Below are 18,884 nucleotides of genomic sequence, written 5' to 3' on the forward strand. Positions count from 1 at the left end.
ACCCACGCACCCGTGAAGGGTGCGACCCGACCACCCTTCCAACCCCTACCCTGGATTACCAATTTCAACCCACGCACCCGTGAAGGGTGCGACACAGGTACTTGGGGGGATACGGCTGCCTGCATACGGGACAATTTCAACCCACGCACCCGTGAAGGGTGCGACATTAACATCTATAAATGTTACTGGTTCCGATGATAATTTCAACCCACGCACCCGTGAAGGGTGCGACTCCCGTTTCTGTAGTTGCTTTACAGACAACTCCCTATTTCAACCCACGCACCCGTGAAGGGTGCGACCCGTTTATAGTCCAGTTACCAGTTTCGGCAGCATAATTTCAACCCACGCACCCGTGAAGGGTGCGACTTCCTGTAATCGTCAATTTTTTTAGCAATTAAAAATTTCAACCCACGCACCCGTGAAGGGTGCGACCCTATTTGGGCTTCTATTATTACAGCTAATACCAATTTCAACCCACGCACCCGTGAAGGGTGCGACTTCGCGGATTATGGAATACGTCTCCCCCGAAACATATTTCAACCCACGCACCCGTGAAGGGTGCGACCTTGCCTCCCGCCGTTTGTATAAATTTGCCATACAAAATTTCAACCCACGCACCCGTGAAGGGTGCGACTGGCAATTAAAAAACAGAATACACAAATATAGAAATTTCAACCCACGCACCCGTGAAGGGTGCGACGTTAATCAGTTCGCGCTTTTTGGCTTTAACCTCTTCTATTTCAACCCACGCACCCGTGAAGGGTGCGACCCCCGATAGGACGTGCGTGGCGGTCGATGTATTGCTATTTCAACCCACGCACCCGTGAAGGGTGCGACTGTATACGTATCGTCGGGATTAACGTAAAATGCTAATTTCAACCCACGCACCCGTGAAGGGTGCGACCCGGGGCGGAGCTCTACCGGGTGCTATCAGCACTATTTCAACCCACGCACCCGTGAAGGGTGCGACTGCGGCACATCTGCACTCAGGCACGGGTATACTGGCTATTTCAACCCACGCACCCGTGAAGGGTGCGACTTTTTCTCTATCTGTCATAATATTAAATGATACTAAAATTTCAACCCACGCACCCGTGAAGGGTGCGACTGCAAACAATCCGTATCGGCCCCTCACCCATGCATGAGACAGGCGGGAGGATACCGGATCTATTGACACTCTATCCGCAGGCGGATAAATGTTATTTTCAACAGACAAACAAATCAAATATATATATTAAAACAATTATATTAATTACCGCATATATTCCAGAGTAGATCTCCCCATCGAGCTCAATCGCCCATCATATATACAGGTGTTGCCATACCGCAAAGATAAAATATTGTTATAAGAAGAACCCCGCGAACCTCTCGAGAAATCACTGTTCGCCGGAGGTTCGCAGAGTTATGCAACTAATAAACCTTCCGGATCGTATCCACCCTTTGCACCAAAATGCTCCACACGGTTTTTCCAGTTTTTCCCAAGGTAGTAGAACCGGAGACTATCCTTATCCTGGTCAATGATTCCGCAGAGAGCATGTTTAAGCTTTATGAATTGAGCGGGATCGACAAGACATTCGAATACTGAGTTCTGAACACGCTGCCCATAATTCACGCACTCGGCCGCCACCCTGCGAAGCCGTTTCCTTCCTTCGGGAGTCTCTGTATTAACATCGTATGTTACCAGAACCATCATCCAGAACACCTCAATTCATGAAAAACGGCGGATAACCGTCGATATCCCTCCGCAGGAAACGGGCCATCAGCATTGCCTGCACATATGGGAGGAGTCCGATGGGTATCTTCTCGTTCAGGTACGGGTGTGAAATCGTATCTTGCTTCCGTTTCTGCCAGGCTCCAATGACCGCTTTCCGCCCCCCATCCGTAAGGATAACACCCCCATTCTCCTTCCTATAAAAATCGCCACTGCCGATCTGTTTCATGTTCACAAGGTTCAGGGCAAGACGGTCAGCCATAAATGGTCGCAGTTCCTCCATCATGTCAAGTGCCAGCCCAGGACGCCCAGGTCGGTCGGTGTGGAAAAACCCAACGTAAGGGTCAAGCCCCACGGTCTCCAAGGCGGACTCGACGTCATGCGCAAGGAGTGTGTACAGAAAAGAGAGTAGCGCGTTCATGTTGTCCAGTGGCGGTCTTCGGCTCCGTTCACGCAGGTAAAATTCATCCTTCTGCTTTAGGATTAGCTCATCAAGCGTTATGAAGTAGAATTTTGCACAATTCCCCTCAATTCCACGGAGCGCATCGGCAGAATCAGAATCTTCGATCTTTAAGAGATTCTCGATCAGTAAAGCATCCACCGCCCGGACCCTATCGCAATCAATGATGTCCCTGTGATCGCGGATGCCCCGTCCGAGAACTGTTCTGCAGTTCACGATCTTGGCAGTGATGAAAGCCTTCGCAATCTCCAGTGACTCTTCGCGATTATCCGCTTTCCGGTACTGCGCCCGCCGGAGCAGAACATTGCCACGAACTCGCCCGCTCACCCGTGCCAGGAACTTCCCTGACGGCGTTAAAAACGAGAGACCGACATTGTTGTCTGCACAGAGCCGCATCAGCTGAGGGCTTGTCCCCATGTATCCAAAACAGACGATACCCTCGAGGTTGTGGATGGGAATACGGAATCTCTCCTCGTTGTCAACCCTGACAACGACGTTTTCCCTCTCGCGAGTCAGGAACGCATCCGGAGTTGTCACGTACAGCGTATTCAACAGTTTTCTCATATGTAGTGTCTCCTGACTGAAAGGTCGGTCTCTGGGAAATCAGCTAACTATTTATCCCTCAACACTCACACATCCCCTACACAGGCGTCTTTTATGTGTTTTCGCACATACCTGTGGACTGAAAGGTTCTTCTTCGTCAACTTCGGCATACAGACATGCTGAAGCGAACAGAGGTTGCACCTCCGGGAGGGATCGGCAGGAGGCGTGGCACCCTTTATAAAGAGGTCATGCATCTCTTCCGATAACGAGTGCACCCGATCTCTGAGCACATCCGATATCAAAAGCGGCACTCTCTTCCGTATCTTGTGGTAGTAGAAATCTCCCCTATCAACGTGAACGCCGAACATCTCCTCAAGACATATAGCCTGTGCGCACAGCTGAACCTCGTCACGTTCGTCGATCTTCGGTTTTCCCCGCTTGTACTCCACCGTCCTCATCGTCCAGAGTCCAGCGCGGCCTGGAAGGGAGACACCATCCTCAGAGCGGACGTACTCGACCACGTCTGCCACGCCGTAGAGCCCAAGAGCGTACGAGACAAGAGGAAATGCTCGTGAGATCACGACATCGCCGCGGCTCTCGGTGAAGAACGAATCCTCCACCCGCTCGTGGACGAGACGACCCTCCGCCGTCTGCAGGTTCTCCTCCCACTGGCGCTCGACGTGAATGAGCGCCCACTGCCGCCGGCAGAAACAGAAGTGCTGGATGCCCGACAGTGCCAGCAGTTCATCGTCGGTATACCGCACCGCACTCATATCTTTTCGATTATCTCGACGCCAGAAGGCACGTTTTTATCAACGGTGATCCGATAATCCTCAAAGGAACGGGGCGGCATATCCCCCGATATGCGCTCCACTCTTACCTTGTCGAACAGAACGTGGGATTGACAGCACCCCAGCGGCGTGTCGTGCTTGAAGACGATGAGTTTCCGAGCGGACATCTTGCCTCTCGATGCCGAGTGGTCATGCTCGAACATATTGATCAGGCTCTCCCAGAAGAGTGCCAGGTCGTCCTCGGAGAACCCCGTAGTCTTCTGAGCAAGGTGTGCGGAGATGTACCCCTCAACGCGGTAGAGCGCGTACGGGACGATCTGTTTCTTCCCCATCGTCTGGCCTTTCTCAATGTCTTTCTCATTCGTAACCGCCTGTCGGGTGATTGTAACTTCCTGCTGGAATATCGGGTCGATACTGCGGGCAAAGTTGAGCTGCACAGGCCCTCTCACCTGCCCGCAGTTCACTTCCGTTGTCATCACTGCACCGAATGTACGGATATCGAAGAAGTTCCTGCACATGAACTGGGTCAGTTCATTATCCTTCGGTTTTTTGCTGCTGGGTTCGATACCGAGATAGTTGTATGCCCTCTTGTTCTGTTCATTCAGGATCAAACCGGACTTGACATAGATCTCATACCCGGGAACACCGCTCTTTACCAGATCGACATAATCCCTGACTTTCCTCTTGAGGCAGACATCTGTTACGATACCATGTCCGGTCTGTGGATCAATCCGCGGCATATTCCCCATATCGGGATCGCCGTTCGGATTGCCATTCTCGACATCGAATAACAGTACAAACTCATACCGGTTTTTGATAGGTTCGCTCATAATCACTCACTCTCACGTGCAATCTCGTCTCTCTTCTTGAAGAATGCCTTTCGCTGGTGGTAATAGCCGAGCATGAACATCCCCTGCTCCTCCAGGCTCAGATATGCGGGAAACTCATCCACGCCCTCCAGCGTTTCTTCGATACCTTGGGATATCTTGAATCCCCATTCGGACTTGGCGATATGGTGCTGTGCAAGTTTCAGCAGAACTGGGAAGACCACCGCGGGTGTCGTCGATGCGCTGGCGAAGTACTTGCTGTTAATCGTGCTCTTCATCTCTCTGTTTGTTTCGGCCTGCGCCTTTTCAAGCACTGCAAACAGCCGCCCAAGGCGATACGCCACATTCGAGTTCTCTACATTCAGACTCACGTTAATCATATCCTCCCTTAAATTCGTCAAACCGGCTCTCGCAAGCCGCAGCAGGTAGGCTTTGATAAAGCCTGCCCTGATTGAGTTAATCGACCGCTCAACCTTCGTCCTGTTGAGTATAGCACTGTACATCTGGACAGGATACGGCGTGCCAGTCAGGATCGACCTCATAACGAGACCGCCGAGGAGAGGGGAAGCGGCTTCATTATCGGAACTTTTTGCGACGGTCTCCTTTAGCAGACGGTACAGCGAAACGTACCGCGGGTCGTAATCATCCCTGACAATCTCCATATCCAGATGATGACGCGCCGCTCTCACGATGAAATTTCCAAAACTGTCCACATGCCAGAATCGCACCGCGAGTCGCGCGTTGTTGGGGGAGAGTCCAAGCATATAGAAATTTGTCTCGGGGTTCGCCCCGATATCCTCGGTATGGATCTTCTGGCCCTTCCGAACCTTATCGAGAATATCCCTCATCTGTTCAATCTTTAGCCAGTTTTCTTTTCGCACCGGATCGGAGGGGATCTCACCATTGCTCTCCGCCACACCCTCATGCGGATCGAAAAAGAAGTTCACAATCTCCTCGCAGGCGGTTCCACTCGTCTCTGCCCAGAAGATTACCGTTGTATCGGCAATTTGCATGCGGTACTCCGGGTGGGAAAGGAGGTAGTTCAGGGCGGTGGTGTATTTGAACACCGACAATTCACCTACAGGGGCATTGAAACTCTGTTTTTTCCCGTACGAACAGAACGAGTCATCATTGAAGCTGACAAGAGAAGCGCCCGACATCTGGGCACCGACAACATTCTTGATAGGATACTGGTGTATGCGGGCTACTGTATCCAGTTCCCCCGTAACGAGACACTGAGCAGTAAAGGTGTCATCATCTTCGTTATTGAAGTAATATTGCTCCCAGGCTTTCATCACGGAAGGTTTTTTGTGCAGAAGTGTCCCTTCACATTCAAAAACACAATTCCCGCCATTAAGGAGCTCATTCATATATTCCACGATCTTAGGATGCTTGTTGAAGTTTTCCGGGTTCCAAGCATCCAGGAATTTAAAGAGAGCCCAAATACCGGAGTCGTCTAGGAAATCGAATACCTCGTGCTGTCGGGCCTTGAAGGCCTCAAAGCAGTCGCGCGAACGCTGATGGACTAAAACGACCTCTGTTTCACTCTCGGCCAGAATTTTGCAATTGAATGGCTCATCCTTCTGGGAAATCTTCAGGAATTTATTTTCAAACTCGCTTCTTTTAATCTTCTCGACACCGAAAATATACCTCGCGTTGTCACACAGGACGTAAGGTGCAATACCTGATGTACGCGTCGGTTGCAGAGGCACATCCATAACCCTAGGCCGCGGTTTTTTGTCATCGCTCCGGAGATCGGCGATATACGACAGCTCCCCCTCGCGACTGAGAACCAGCGCAAACGAGATCTTTCCGCTGCTATACCCAGGACGGGAGATCGCCGCATCCTCGTCCTCCGCCAAAATGTCGTAGTATCGGCAAAGGGACTGAATGATCATGTGACCCCTCCGAAGGCAAGACACCGTTGTACATCGATGACACCGCCCACCATGACTGCACGGTAAAAGATTGCCTTCATATTGTCATCAAAATCTATATCATAGAGCATAAACCCGAGATCCTTCTCTCCGGTGTAGCAAGATCTCGGCATCTCACCCTCGATAAGCTCGAACCGAACTGGGAACTCACGGCAACCGAAATAGGGTTGGTGGAAACACTGCCCCTTCCGAATTCTACGGAGTGCCATGTTGTAATGCTTCTCGATGGTGTCCTCGGAGGTAGCCTCGTTGGTCACTTCGAAATGTGCTTCTATCCCATAGCAGACGTCGCGCAGCACCAGAGATGCCCGTTGAACCGCGTCTTTCGTTGCATCCTGAAAAAGAGTTACATCTTTTCCATGAAATGCACTCTGGACTTTTCCCACGGGGATTTTGCCTGACCTCTCGTTCCGGCGAACATTATCGAACTTTATCGGATTTAGAACATGAATTTTGTCGATTTTCCAACGAATAGCAGGTTTCCAATGTATTGCTTCGAGAATACCCCGTGCAGCGGAGGGTGTTATAACGTCATAGCTCACCCGCTCTGTCTTCATCTCGGGTCGAGTGAAGCAGGCGTAATCGCCCCAGACTTTCAGCCGTACTCCATATCCAATTGCCATCACCACCTTAAACAATCAATAGTGATCCCTCCCCACCAATACTTTTTCTATTTATAAGTCCGATAACTTCGGAGTATTCGCTCATATCGTTGAGCACATAGAATCTATCGCCGAAAAGGTTGATTTTACCTGCGCGTTCCAGATCCCCAAACTCATCGGGGTAGATGCTGATCGTATACCCCTGCAGGCGTCGTGTGTACTTCCAGGGCGACTCGCTGTTACGCAGTTCATCGGCGAGAGCTCTCCCCTCGTCGCCATAGGGAATGATGAGATCCTTCGTGCCCTGCTCGATAATACTGAACTTCCATCCAACATCTTCAAACGGGAATGCTAATTCGCTTAACCCCTTCTCAAACGACGGCAGTATTTCCCTTCGGTCGAGCCCTTCGTCGCCCTTGTACGAATAGAGCTTCTGGAAATAGGCCTCGACAGCCGGAAGAGAAAGCGGATCGCCATGCGCATCCATGACCATCCTGCCGATCTCCGCAGTCAGTCGTTGCCAGCTGGTAGCCTGGCCGTACCGCTCCGCCGACCGGAAGATATAGACATCGCCCCGCTCAGCCCTCCCCTCGCGGTTGCACCGACCGGCAGCTTGGGCGATGGAGTCGATGCCGGCTATTGATCGATAGACGACGGGGAAATCGATATCCACACCGGCCTCAATCAGCTGGGTAGAGATGACGCGGCAGTCGGCACCCTGACGGAGCAGTTCTTGAATCTCCTTCAACTGCCTTCTCCTGTGGACGGGGCACATCCGTGCGCTCAGGTGGTAGCACTTGCCGTGCTTCGAGAGCGCGGCATGCAGATGTTGCGCATGCGCCCTAGTGTTGACGATGCACAGAACCTGCCTATGCTCTTGCAGCCTCGCAGAGAGTTCCTTATCGCTCAACGACCCGAGATCGTTCACGCATACCCGCCGAAACGCTTCATATAACTCAGCGGGCGACTGCACGATCTCGACGGGCTTGATGCTATCGTCCAGAAGATCTCCAAGTTTCGGTTGGGTTGCCGTGCAGATAACGACTGTTGAGCCGTAGTTACAGACGAGCTCGGAGAGAGCCTGAAGGCAGGGCCTCAGGTAGTCTGTCGGCAGCATCTGGGCCTCGTCGAGTATAATCACGCTCTGCGCAAGGTTGTGGATCTTTCTGCATCTCGACCGTCTGTTCGAGAAGAGCGACTCGAAGAACTGGACGTTTGTCGTCACGACGATCGGCATATCCCAGTTCTCCGCCGAGAGTTTAAGGAAATTCTCCACAGAGGCGGCATCATCATCAGCTATGGTCTTCGGGTCGAAGTTGCTGTGATGCTCAAGCACATTCCGGTTCCCGAAAATCTCTCTGAACTTCCCGGCGTTTTGCTCGATGATGCTCGTGTAGGGGATTACATAAAAGATCCTCCTCAGCCCGTGCTGTCTCAGGTGGTCAAGCGCAAACCCCATCGATGAGAGCGTCTTCCCCCCGCCGGTCGGGACGGCCAGGGTGAACATCTGTGGAGGGGAGACTGCCATCTTTCTGCATTGCTCGTAAATCCCCCTCCGTCGCGTGTTGATCTCGGTCTTCTCTGCTGTCGAAAAGAGAGTCGCCATATAGTCATCGAACTTCTGCGACAGTCTCTCGAATGAGTCGTACCGCCCCCGGAGGGAGGCAGAATCGGGGTCCGCAAACGCTTCCGTGTCAAGGGAATCCGCATCGACGAGACACGAATAGAGCATGCGCGTGAAAAAGGCTATCGAATAACCTTTTTTCTTCTGAACCGGTTTCAGTTTAGGGCGGAATCTCGTAAGATCGGGAGCCTGGATCTCGTCCGAATAGGCCGAATAGTCTGGAATAAATTTATTTCCCATACGCCCCTCAAGTCCGGTTTCGCTGCTGCCGTAGTTCAAGAGGCCGCCATGATGCCCGGTGATGATATACTCGAGAATACGGCTGAGATGCTTTGGGTACAGAGCCCTTGCTTCTCGCGCGCCGGCGGTCGAGTGATCGACCCGGATATCGACACCTTCCAGGCGTTTCTGGAACTCGGACGAGTATTTTCCGATATCGTGCAACAAGCCTCCGGCATAGGCAATATCGGCAGCACCGAAACTATCTCCAAATTTCGATGCAATATCTGCCACGTTGCGAAGGTGATCAGAGAGCACCTGCCAGCCCCGCTTGTCGGGAGCGCCTGTAGAATGCGCATAATACATGGATGAGGCCTCAGATCTTACGGTTCGACGTAAGGAGAATAAACATAGCCGTTTTTCATCAAGTACAATTCTGTATGTGTGGTACATCCCGCTATCCGCTGAGAAGCACGAAGATCTTTGTTTGGGGCCCGGCTCGAATGGCCGGCTTTCGGATTCGTGAAGAAGCCCAAGCATCCGCAGGTCATGCAGCAGAAGCGGGAGGATCTGGCATGCTGGTTGGGGGAGGATGGATGTCCCTGAGAAGGAGAGAACTTTCGATCTCGAAAGCATCGTTGGAGAGTCGTCCAGCATCCCGGAGAGCGATTGTCAAATGCGAGAGGGAGGGGGTGCGCCCCCTCCCCCTCAAGGTCCCCCTCCCCCCATGGTGCGATAGGGGGGCAGGATCCGGGTCGCAGGATGAGGACGTGTATTGCGAGATCCGATGTTCCAGTACAGAAATGGGCGGCTATCCTAAGTATCCTAAGCAGGGTCTATCGCAATTCGTTGAGACACGACGGATGAATACCGGCCCTTCCTCGTGACCCTCGCCCGGGATCGGCGGCCCGGTGCCCCCAGGGCTCCTTCGCGTTCACCCACTGGCGCAAAGAGAACGGGCCGTATTGTTCGACCACAGTTGCAGAAGAACAGGGCGTGGCGACCCCGTCGGAATCCTTAGGAACCGATGCAGCGAGGAATTCGGGCCCGAGCTGCCCTCTATGACGGCCTGGTTCACCCACAGCAGCCGATCCACCGGCATCCCCCGCATGCGATCGGGGCGATGAGGTGCGTAGGGGGTGTTGTCCATAAAAAAGAGTATGCCTTATCGGATCTCTCCAAAAGCCCGGCTGACATCGGTGGGTCCGTTGAAATCCCGGTCCGGCAGCCTGCGGATCACATCCATGATGGTGTCGGGAGCGTTGTGTTCCCGAGCGGTGTTCATCAGCTTCTGTTTGTCCGCGGGATAGTCGATGCCTGCGAGGTACTTCTGGAGCGATGCGGGACTGACTTCCCCCTGCCCGGTGCTCATGCCTCTTCTACCTTCCTCTCGAACCATGCCGTTCAACTCCCGTGCGCTAGGCGCACCGCCCCCCTTCACACCCCCATAGTTTATATACTTTCCCCAAATCCGGACGATAAAGCGCGGGCGTAAACCGTGATTGGAGGAGGATCTCCTCCCGATGCCGGGGGCGATCTGCGGTCCCCCCGAAGTGTGCATCCCGGACGCGGTAAACGCCGCGCGCCCCGGTATGCCGTGCGGCGTGGGACACCGCCGAAATCTGCAGGGCTGCCAGGAACCCGGCTACGGGTCAGCGATGATCTCCAGCCCCGCGAGAGGGGAAGGGCGAAGGCCCCGAGCGGGGCGCATCGATCCTATCGCCTCTATCCGGGGCTGGATTAAAAAAAGGCACAGGAAGAAGGTATCCCTGCTCCAGCTCGCATTTGGGTGGTAGATGCAGTCTCCTGCAAGGCCTCATGAGGCCCCCTCTGCCCCACTCCATGCCCCGCAGGGGCTGCAGCCCCGTAATGGTTATAGATGTATATATATCTTTGGGCATCCGAAGTCACGGAGGAGCCCCATCGGTGTATCCGATGCCGGATGCGGCCGATGGGAGAGGCAGGAGCGTGCCGCCCTGCGGGAGAGCCAGAGTGACCCGGGGCCGTCGAATACCGGAAGGCGAAGCCGGTAACCTCGTTTCGCTGGGCGGCATCCGTGGGCGGACAGGCAGGATCTGCTGCAGGGATGCGCACGGTCCGTCCGCTACTGCCATAGCGCACCTCCCTGACCGCCCCCGGGCCCCCACCACGGCTACGATGGATCTCTCCCGGAGGTCCACCCCCGGGGGGAGCGGGAGGGGGGAGCACGCATTGCGGCAGTCCCGCCCATCCTGCGGCGGCCGGTATCGCGCTGGTGCTGCAACATACCCGCTCGTGCGGTGGAGATACTCCCGCAACGCCCTGACAGCGCGACAACGGGACTGCCGGAGAGACCGCGGCAGTGCAGGACGCGAAATGGAGCGGCGCACGGATGCTGCCTCCCGTGTGTCGCATCCCGCCGTCACTTCCACGGTGCATAGATTAGATTGAAGGCAGTCTGCCGCCAACACTGTGTGCAGGAGTCTGGAGAGCAGGGGGTCCGCGATGATCGTCATCGGCATCGATCCCGGGCTGGCGCGCGTCGGGTATGGGGTACTCGAGGTAGAGCGCGGTGCCGTGGAGCCGCTCTGCTATAACTGCATCGAGACCTCGGGAGAGACGATGCGGACGTCCCGCCGCCTGCTGGACATCCACATCGCCCTGGAGGCGATCCTGGATGAGTATCCCCCGCAGTGGCTCGCCGTGGAGAAGCTCTTCTTCTCCCGGAACATCACCTCCGCGATGAACGTCAGCGAGGTGCGCGGGATCGTGCTGCTCACCGCGGAGCAGCGGGGGATCCCCATCGCAGAGTACACCCCGAACCAGGTCAAGCTGGCGATCACCGGTTCGGGAAAGGCGGACAAGCGCCAGATGCAGGAGATGGTGAAACGGCTCCTCCGCCTGGCGGAGCTCCCGAGACCGGACGATGCGGCCGATGCCCTCGCCATCGCCCTCTGCCATATCCATACGATGAGACATGATCGCACATCTGAACGGTGAACTGGCCGCAATCGGCGACAGATGGGTGGTTCTGGACGTCAACGGCATCGGCTACCGCGTGTACGTGACCCGCCCCACCCTGGAGGAGCTGCAGTCCCGCGAGGGGCGGGTGCGTCTCTGCACGCACATGGCGGTGCGGGAGGATGCCATCGCCCTCTACGGATTCCTGAACCAGAACGAACTCGAGGTATTCAGGATCCTGATCGGGGTGAGCGGGATCGGCCCGCAGATCGCGATGAACATCCTCTCCCAGATCGGGATCGAGGATCTTGTGCTCGCAATCGTCGGCCAGGACGAAGGGATCCTGACGAGCATCTCCGGCATCGGCCAGAAGAGCGCCAAACGTCTGATCCTGGAGCTGCGGGACAAGATGCAGAAGGTGAACGGGACCCTGCTGCCGGCGGCGGGGGTGCAGGGGCGGGCTGCCGTGCGGGATGCGGTGAGCGCCCTCGTCTCGCTCGGATTCACACCAAAAGAGTCGAAAGACGCCGTCCTGGCCGCGGCGGGTGAGATCGGGGACCCCACGGTCCAAGTCCTGATTAAGGCGGCTCTCGCGAAACTGAAGGAGCGATAGGTATGACAAAACGCATCGTCACCCCCCAGATTCGGGCGGACGACATCGAGGATCTGGCGATCCGCCCGGCCCGCCTGGAGGATTTCGTCGGGCAGAACCAGCTCAAAGATACCCTGAAGATTGCGATCGAGGCGGCCCGCCTCCGCGGGGAGCCGCTGGACCATATCCTCTTCTCCGGGCCGCCGGGCCTCGGGAAGACCACGCTCGCCCATATCATCGCCCGCGAGATGGGGTCCGAGATCAGGACGACGACCGGACCGGTGCTGGAGAAGCCCGGGGATGTCGCCGCGATGCTCACTGCCCTGAACCGGGGGGACGTCCTCTTCATCGACGAGATCCACCGCATGAACCCGATCGTCGAGGAGATCCTCTACCCCGCGATGGAGGACTTCTTCATCGACGTGATGATCGGGGAGGGTCCGAGCGCCCGCTCCGTGAAGCTCACCCTGGAGCAGTTCACGCTGATCGGAGCCACCACAAAGCAGGGTCTGCTGGGATCGCCCTTCCGAGACCGCTTCGGGATCCTGTCGAGGCTGGATCTCTACTCGAAGGAGGACCTGTCCCGGATCGTGACGCGCAGCGCCTCGATCCTGCAGATCCCGATCACGGCCGATGGAGCCCGGGAGATCGCCGCCAGGAGCCGGGGGACCCCGCGGGTCGCGAACCGCCTCCTGCGGCGGGTGAGGGACTACGCGCTCGTCAGGGGGGACGGCACCGTGACGGCGGAGATCGCCGACCAGGCTCTCGCCATGCTGCAGATCGATCCCCTGGGTCTGGACGAGCTCGACCGCCGCATCCTCTCGGTGATCGCCGAGGACTTCGGCGGGGGGCCCGTCGGGGTGAAGACGATCGCCATCTCGGTCGGGGAGGAGGTGCGGACGATCGAGGACGTCTACGAGCCCTACCTGATCCAGATCGGGTTCCTGAAGCGGACGCCGCAGGGGCGGGAGACGACGGCTGCGGCGCGGAGCCACCTGAAGCACCCGCAGAAGACTCTGCCGGGATAGAGGCTGCCGCATGCGGTCGGCGGTGCCCCCGCGCGGGCACGGCATCTCCTCATTCGGACGCCTTGAAGAGGAGCCAGCTCCCCTCCTCGGCCTTCTTGAAGCGGATGAAGACGTAGCGGCCGTGCAGCCGCTGCCCGTTCAGCATCACCTCGATCTTGTCTGGCTCCCAGGTCCTGGCATCGTAGGTGCCGGCGTCCCAGATGGAGATGGTGCCGGCCCCGTACTCCCCCTCCGGGATGGTCCCCGCGAAATCGATGTACTCCAGAGGGTGATCCTCGGTCTCGATTGCCAGGTGACGCACCCCCGGCCGCTCGGGCACCCCCTTCGGCACCGCCCAGCTCTTCAGCACGCCGCCCCGCTCCAGGCGGAAGTCGAAGTGGAGGCGCGTGGCGCGGTGCTCGTGCACCACGAAGCGGCTCCCCCCCTCCCCTGCCGAAGCACCGCCCGCGGGCTCCGGGGTCCTGACGAAGTTCCGCCGCTCTCGGTACTCCGCCAGGGTCTCGCTCCCCCGGGACCGGGCTGCCGTCCGGCCGGAAGGGATGGGATCCAGGGCGGGCAGGCGCTGCCGCTGCTCGAAGATCCCCTTCCAGGGGTCTTCCCGCTCCAGAACCGTGCGGAGGGTGAACGCCTCAGGGCGGACGCCCCGTGCGAGTTCCTCCCAGGCGAGCGGGGTGGAGACCGTCGCCGCGGGAGTCGCCCGCAGGCTGTAGGGGGCGATCATCGTCCGCCCCTTCGCGTTGAGGAGATAGTCGAAGAAGACGATGCCTGCCTCGCGGGTGCGTGCGACCTCCGGGACGATCCAGGGATTCTCGCGGGCGAGGTTCCGCCCCACCCGGTGGACGAACTCCCGGGTCTGTTCGAAGGTGTGGACCCCGTCGAGCGGGACGATCACGTGGACGCCCCTCTTGCCGGATGTCTTCGCATAGCCCGCGAGACCCAGGTCGTCGAGCTTCTCCCTGAGCAGCAGCGCCGCCCGGGCCGCTTCGGGGAAATGCGCCGGAGGCTCCGGGTCGAAGTCGAAGACGGCGCAGTCCGGCACATAGATCGAACCGCCGCGGGAGAGGGGGACATGGAGCTCAAGAGCCGCCAGATTCGCCAGCCAGAGGAGGGTGTCGGTATCGCCGGCCACAACGTAGCGCACGTCCTTTCCCTTCGACTCCGAGGGCTGGAGCGACGTCTCCACCCAGTCCGGGGTGCCCGGAGGGGCATTCTTCGAGAAGAACCGTTCCCCCGCGATGCCGTCCGGGTAGCGGACGACCGAGAGGGGGCGATCCTTCAGGAAGGGGAGGAGGCGGGGGGCCGCCTCACGGTAGTAGCGGATCACGTCGGCCTTCGTGATCCCCGCCTCGGGGTAGAGCACCTTCTCGGGACGGGTGAACGCCACGCGGGCGGACGGATCTCCTGCACGAAGTCGCTCTCCGGCTTTCATATCCTCTCCCATCAGGAGAGGATGGGGAGTCGATGTATTTAAATTCCGTCGGGTCCCCGCGAGATTCTGGGCCTGACGGGATGATGGGCCGGAAAGGTGGACTTCATGGTACCATACGGCCCCGCGAGCAGGGGAATATTCGATGCATCCCCGTTCATGCAACGGGCATGCCTCGGGCCGGCAGGCAACGAGTGGAATCGAACCCGGAAACGAATCATTTCCCGTGACAATTCCTCTTCCTGCAGAGGCGGTAAATGACTCTGGAAGAACTCCGCCTCTCAATATGCGGCGATGAGCGGACTGGCGAACGGCTGGGTGAGACCGGGGGAGATCGGGGGATCCTCTGCCCTGAGGCAGCGTCTCGCAAGGCTCCTGTCCATAGCGCAGAATTGCGTCCCCCTTCGTCTGCCAGTTTGCCAGCACCGCGAGGCGGTAACATCCTGCAATCATGAGCGAGTGACCCGGTTCGCTCTATGCTGCGGGTGCGCGCGAAGCTGCGGGAGCCCGCGGAGCTCGGGGGACGGGCAGGAGATACCGGCGGATCTCCCGCGACGCCTGAAGCAGACAACCCGTCGGCCTCAACCGTTCGGGCTGCCCCAGGCAGCCACTTCCAGAGAGGAATGAAGCGGACCGCCCCCCCCTCCGTCTTCTCCACCTCGTTCGGGAGAAGGAGTTCCTCCCGCACCCGGGAGCCGTGGAGGTCTGCCAACGCGATCAGCGCTCTCTCCTCCCAGGCGGAGCGGGCATCCGTATTCGAGATGTCGGTTTCCAAGAGCGAACGGTCCGCAATATCTGACGACGTAATCGAATTTGTCCTGTTTCTTCCAGTAATCGACTTCGTGGCCATGATTCTTGAGTTCGATGAAGACGAGGTTCTCTGCAGGCCTTCCCTCGTCTTCCGGAGGCCGGAACGATACGGCTTCCGGAGGCCGTCGCCGGTGCAGCAGATATTCGTTTTTATTCCTTCCCTGATGCGCTTGCCGAGCAGATGCGAAAGCCGGCACTCCGCCGACGCGAGCGTGACGGGATCGTGCGGCAGATCCCCGTCCGAGAAGCTCGCACATTCCCAAAAAGTCGAGAGGGCGGACCGCTTCCGGTCGCAGGGCGACTTCGCCCGCCGCTCCCCGCCTTCGACAGCCTGGATTCCATCGCGAGGATGAGGCATGCCGCATCCGCGAGTTCGATTATCGAGCCATCCGGTTCGATCATGCCCCCCCTTCGGAGCAGAGGAATATCGGATGCCCTGCGGAGAGAGCGGCAAACTCACATCCATGGGCAGGAGGGGGGGTAAAAGCGTTATTCCCGGGATGACGGGCCATTCCGATTGCATCGAGCCAATGCCCCGCCCTTCGATGCCGCGACTGCGCACCCGTGTCGCTCCTGCAGGAGGGGCGACGCCCCTGCGCACCACCGGGCGGGAACTGTTCGGTGCGGTAAAATAGGATCGTCGCCATACTCCCTGTATGCAACGAGTCCCGCGGGCGGAACTGGATAACCGGATGACCCGGTTCCGGGATCGGATGGATGCCGAGAACCCGGACTGGGAGCTGTCCGCCATCTTCGGGCGGATCAACATCTACTACTATACGGGCACGATGCCGGATGGGATGCTGCTGATCCCGCGGGACGGCGAGGCGGTGCTCTGGGTCCGCCGTAGCTACGAACGGGCGGTCGACGAGTCCCTCTTCGCCGACATCCGGAGGATGGACAGTTACCGGGACGCGGCGCGCGACTGGGGACGGGTGCCGGATGCGGTGCACCTGGAGACCGAGGTGGTGCCCCTCGCGCTACTCCAGCGGTTCAGGAAGCACTTCTCCTTCTCGGAGGTGCGGTCGCTGGATCCGGCGGCGGCGAAGGTTCGATCGGTGAAGAGCGCGTACGAGCTGAGTCTTCTCGAACGGGCCGGAGCGATCCACCGCCGCGTGCTGGAGGATGCGGTGCCCGGCATCCTGAGGGAGGGGATGAGCGAGGCGGAGTTCGGGGCCGAGGTCTTCGCCGCCATGGTGCGGGAGGGGCACCACGGGCTGGTGCGGTTCGGCATGTTCGGAACCGAGATCGTCGTGGGTCAGCTCGGCTTCGGGGAGAACTCCCTCTATCCGACCTCGTTCGACGGTCCGGGCGGATGCCGCGGGATCGGGCCTGCCGCGCCGGTGCTCGGCAGCCGGGAGCGGCGGCTCGAACGAGGCGACCTGGTCTTCGTCGACAATGCCTGCGGCGTCGAGGGCTACCACACCGACAAGACGATGATCTACATGTTCGGCAAGGCTCTCCCCGAAGCGGCGGTGGAGGCCCACCGCCGGTGCGTCGGGATCCAGGAAGAGCTGGCATCGATGCTGCGGCCCGGCGTCACCCCGTCGGAGATCCACGGGAGGATCGCGGAGGGCCTGACGGCAGAGTTCCGGACGAACTTCATGGGTTTCGGGGAGCGGCGGGTGAACTTCCTGGGCCACGGCGTCGGGCTCCAGGTGGATGAGCCGCCGGTGATCGCGAGGGGATTCGACGAGCCGCTGGAGGAGAGAATGGTCATCGCGCTCGAGCCCAAGAAGGGGATACCGGGCGTCGGGATGGTCGGCATCGAGAACACCTTCGTCGTCACGCCCTCGGGCGGGCGGAGCATCACGGGAGAGAGCCCGGGTCTGATCCCGGTGGGATTCTGAGGAGCCGTGGCTCCGCATCATCCCGAAGGATGAGGGGCGATAGCGGCCTGAACGTGCCGCGTTGCCGCAGCCGGGGGCGGCGGCTGCGCTTCGGGGAACATGCAGGCGTTTCTCCGTCCATGCTGGTGAGCGCGAGCGACTTTCGGTTTACGGGTCAAGGAATAGCCTGCGATAGTCGATCCAGGGAAGGCTGTGGACTGTACGGCTTCCCGATCTCCGGACGGGGGCGCATGGCAGCGATGATCCCGAAAGAATGTTACGGAATACATCATTAAAGGTCATTGTCGCGTCTTCCGAACGGGAATGCCGCCTGCCGGGCCTATCTTCTGGCTGGCGTTCATGGCGGATGCAGGGGCGTTGTTCTTCCGTGCCGCATGCATCCGCTTCCGGTTGTCCGAAGAGTAGTCGATCCCTTCCGGAGGGGGATATGCCGGATTCCCCGATACTCTGTTTCGTCTCCTGGGAAGCCAGGGTCTTCTCATCCCCCTGCCGTGCCGGCACCGCCCGTTCTTCCAGGGGCAATCCGTCTGAAGCGGTATGCGTCACCGGCGCATGCCGGGCGGCAGACGAGAGCCGGTTAGGAATACATTTATACCTATCAGGGGAAATGGCAGGCGAGAGAGCATGATAGTAGTCGTGACCATTCGGCATCCCCCGGAGCTGTGTCTGGCGCGGAGCGAGTACGAAGCGCAAGGAATGCGGTGGATCGAGACGATGGAGGATCGGGCGAAACAACTGGGGATCACGATCCACGGTGCCTATCTATCGACGATAGAGCATACGTTTTACTTCGTCCTCGAGGTGGATCGGGTCGCTGCGATGGCAGAGTTCTTCGGACCGCCGATGCTGACGCATCATACGGCCCGCATCTCGCCGGTGATCAACCTTCAGGAAGCAAAGAGTCTCACGTTCATCTCGGAAGCCACCTGAGCCGGTCGCTCACGGCGGCTGGACCGCAGGTTGGACCCGTACCGCGACGGATCTCTCAAAGGAGTAGCATCCTCTCGGCTGAGATCCTGGCCGGGGGAGCTGCGAACCCTCGCTGTCAGGCCACCCGGTAGGTCATGTCCATCTGGGTCGCCTCGTAGAAGACCCGCTCGAGATCGACCTCCGGCGGCGTGTAGGGCGGCGGATTGTAGGACAGGATCTCTTTTATATGTTCCCGAACGGGCACAGGGCGATCGCGGACCAGCTGCCGCTGCTCTGCCCGCGAGCATCCTAGGGCGTGGATGTCGAAGTGACAGCCGGGGCACAGGACGAGGATCCAGGAATCGAGGTTCTCCACCAGAACATTCTTCCCGGGGATCCGGTGAACCTCCAGGTTCCGCAGGGGATACTCGCGGCCGCAGAGTTCGCAGGCTCCGCCGACGGCCAGTTTGATCTTCTTGGCCTTCAGCGGGGAGAGATCGGAGGGGAAGGTCACGATGCCCACCCTGTACGCAGGGGTACCTCCCGGTATCTATAAAAGTTTGCCGTGCAAGGCCATTCCGATGGAAGTGGACAAGAGTGCAGGTTCCATCGGGG

The 18,884-nt window shown here is 58.4% G+C and carries 15 protein-coding genes and 1 CRISPR repeat array; of the genes, 5 read left to right on the forward strand and 10 right to left on the reverse strand.

The features are described from left to right. Nucleotides 1-1,108: a CRISPR direct-repeat array (repeat unit 26 nt; unit sequence ACCCACGCACCCGTGAAGGGTGCGAC). Nucleotides 1,109-1,402: 294 nt separating this feature from the next. From cas2 to QMC96_01510, 8 genes are all read right to left on the reverse strand, one after another. Continuing rightward, nucleotides 1,403-1,690, reverse strand: coding sequence for a CRISPR-associated endonuclease Cas2 (cas2, locus tag QMC96_01475; GenBank protein MDI6875422.1), 288 nt, complete (start codon nucleotides 1,688-1,690; stop codon nucleotides 1,403-1,405). A 13-nt stretch (nucleotides 1,691-1,703) separates the two neighbouring features. Next, on the reverse strand, nucleotides 1,704-2,735 hold the full coding sequence (cas1c, locus tag QMC96_01480; GenBank protein MDI6875423.1) for a type I-C CRISPR-associated endonuclease Cas1c: 1,032 nt from the start codon (nucleotides 2,733-2,735) through the stop codon (nucleotides 1,704-1,706). Nucleotides 2,736-2,800: 65 nt separating this feature from the next. Beyond that, on the reverse strand, nucleotides 2,801-3,487 hold the full coding sequence (gene cas4 / locus QMC96_01485; GenBank protein ID MDI6875424.1) for a CRISPR-associated protein Cas4: 687 nt from the start codon (nucleotides 3,485-3,487) through the stop codon (nucleotides 2,801-2,803). Further along, entirely contained in the window at nucleotides 3,484-4,335 is an 852-nt protein-coding gene (cas7c, locus tag QMC96_01490; protein MDI6875425.1) for a type I-C CRISPR-associated protein Cas7/Csd2, read from the reverse strand. The genes cas4 and cas7c overlap by 4 nt, the downstream gene beginning before the upstream one ends. A gap of 2 nt (nucleotides 4,336-4,337) precedes the next feature. Beyond that, nucleotides 4,338-6,230, reverse strand: a complete 1,893-nt coding sequence (gene cas8c / locus QMC96_01495; protein ID MDI6875426.1) for a type I-C CRISPR-associated protein Cas8c/Csd1 — start codon at nucleotides 6,228-6,230, stop codon at nucleotides 4,338-4,340. Beyond that, nucleotides 6,227-6,892, reverse strand: coding sequence for a type I-C CRISPR-associated protein Cas5c (cas5c, locus tag QMC96_01500; GenBank protein MDI6875427.1), 666 nt, complete (start codon nucleotides 6,890-6,892; stop codon nucleotides 6,227-6,229). The genes cas8c and cas5c overlap by 4 nt, the downstream gene beginning before the upstream one ends. A 7-nt stretch (nucleotides 6,893-6,899) precedes the next feature. Next, entirely contained in the window at nucleotides 6,900-9,167 is a 2,268-nt protein-coding gene (cas3, locus tag QMC96_01505; GenBank protein ID MDI6875428.1) for a CRISPR-associated helicase Cas3', read from the reverse strand. Between the two features lie 712 nt (nucleotides 9,168-9,879). Next, the gene (locus tag QMC96_01510) at nucleotides 9,880-10,113 is read right to left on the reverse strand and encodes a DUF2795 domain-containing protein (GenBank protein MDI6875429.1); all 234 of its coding nucleotides are present in this window, start codon (nucleotides 10,111-10,113) and stop codon (nucleotides 9,880-9,882) included. A gap of 1,085 nt (nucleotides 10,114-11,198) precedes the next feature. Between QMC96_01510 and ruvC the strand changes: the two genes are divergently transcribed. The 3 genes from ruvC to ruvB are packed head-to-tail and all read left to right on the forward strand — an operon-like array spanning nucleotide 11,199 to nucleotide 13,274. Continuing rightward, entirely contained in the window at nucleotides 11,199-11,693 is a 495-nt protein-coding gene (gene ruvC, locus QMC96_01515; protein ID MDI6875430.1) for a crossover junction endodeoxyribonuclease RuvC, read from the forward strand. Then, nucleotides 11,671-12,267 (forward strand): Holliday junction branch migration protein RuvA, encoded by a 597-nt coding sequence (ruvA, locus tag QMC96_01520; protein MDI6875431.1) that lies wholly within the window; start codon nucleotides 11,671-11,673, stop codon nucleotides 12,265-12,267. Before ruvC ends, ruvA begins: the two co-directional genes overlap by 23 nt. Before the next feature lie 2 nt (nucleotides 12,268-12,269). After that, a complete protein-coding gene (gene ruvB, locus QMC96_01525) occupies nucleotides 12,270-13,274 on the forward strand; it encodes a Holliday junction branch migration DNA helicase RuvB (protein MDI6875432.1) in 1,005 nt (334 codons plus the stop codon). 49 nt (nucleotides 13,275-13,323) lie between these two features. On the opposite strand, the gene ligD is transcribed toward ruvB, so the two are convergent. Next, nucleotides 13,324-14,715: a non-homologous end-joining DNA ligase gene (ligD, locus tag QMC96_01530; protein MDI6875433.1), complete on the reverse strand. Its 1,392-nt coding sequence runs from the start codon at nucleotides 14,713-14,715 to the stop codon at nucleotides 13,324-13,326. A gap of 1,487 nt (nucleotides 14,716-16,202) precedes the next feature. Between ligD and QMC96_01535 the strand changes: the two genes are divergently transcribed. After that, nucleotides 16,203-17,360 carry a Xaa-Pro peptidase family protein gene (locus QMC96_01535; GenBank protein MDI6875434.1) on the forward strand — a complete coding sequence of 386 codons (1,158 nt, stop codon included), beginning with the start codon at nucleotides 16,203-16,205 and terminating at the stop codon, nucleotides 17,358-17,360. Nucleotides 17,361-17,984: 624 nt separating this feature from the next. Beyond that, nucleotides 17,985-18,290, forward strand: a complete 306-nt coding sequence (locus QMC96_01540) for a hypothetical protein (protein ID MDI6875435.1) — start codon at nucleotides 17,985-17,987, stop codon at nucleotides 18,288-18,290. Nucleotides 18,291-18,405: 115 nt separating this feature from the next. On the opposite strand, the gene QMC96_01545 is transcribed toward QMC96_01540, so the two are convergent. Continuing rightward, nucleotides 18,406-18,792, reverse strand: coding sequence for an HNH endonuclease signature motif containing protein (locus tag QMC96_01545; protein MDI6875436.1), 387 nt, complete (start codon nucleotides 18,790-18,792; stop codon nucleotides 18,406-18,408). Nucleotides 18,793-18,884: the final 92 nt, after the last annotated feature.

Source organism: Methanomicrobiales archaeon, from assembly GCA_030019205.1.
In the GTDB taxonomy this organism is placed as follows: Archaea; Halobacteriota; Methanomicrobia; order Methanomicrobiales; family JACTUA01; genus JASEFH01.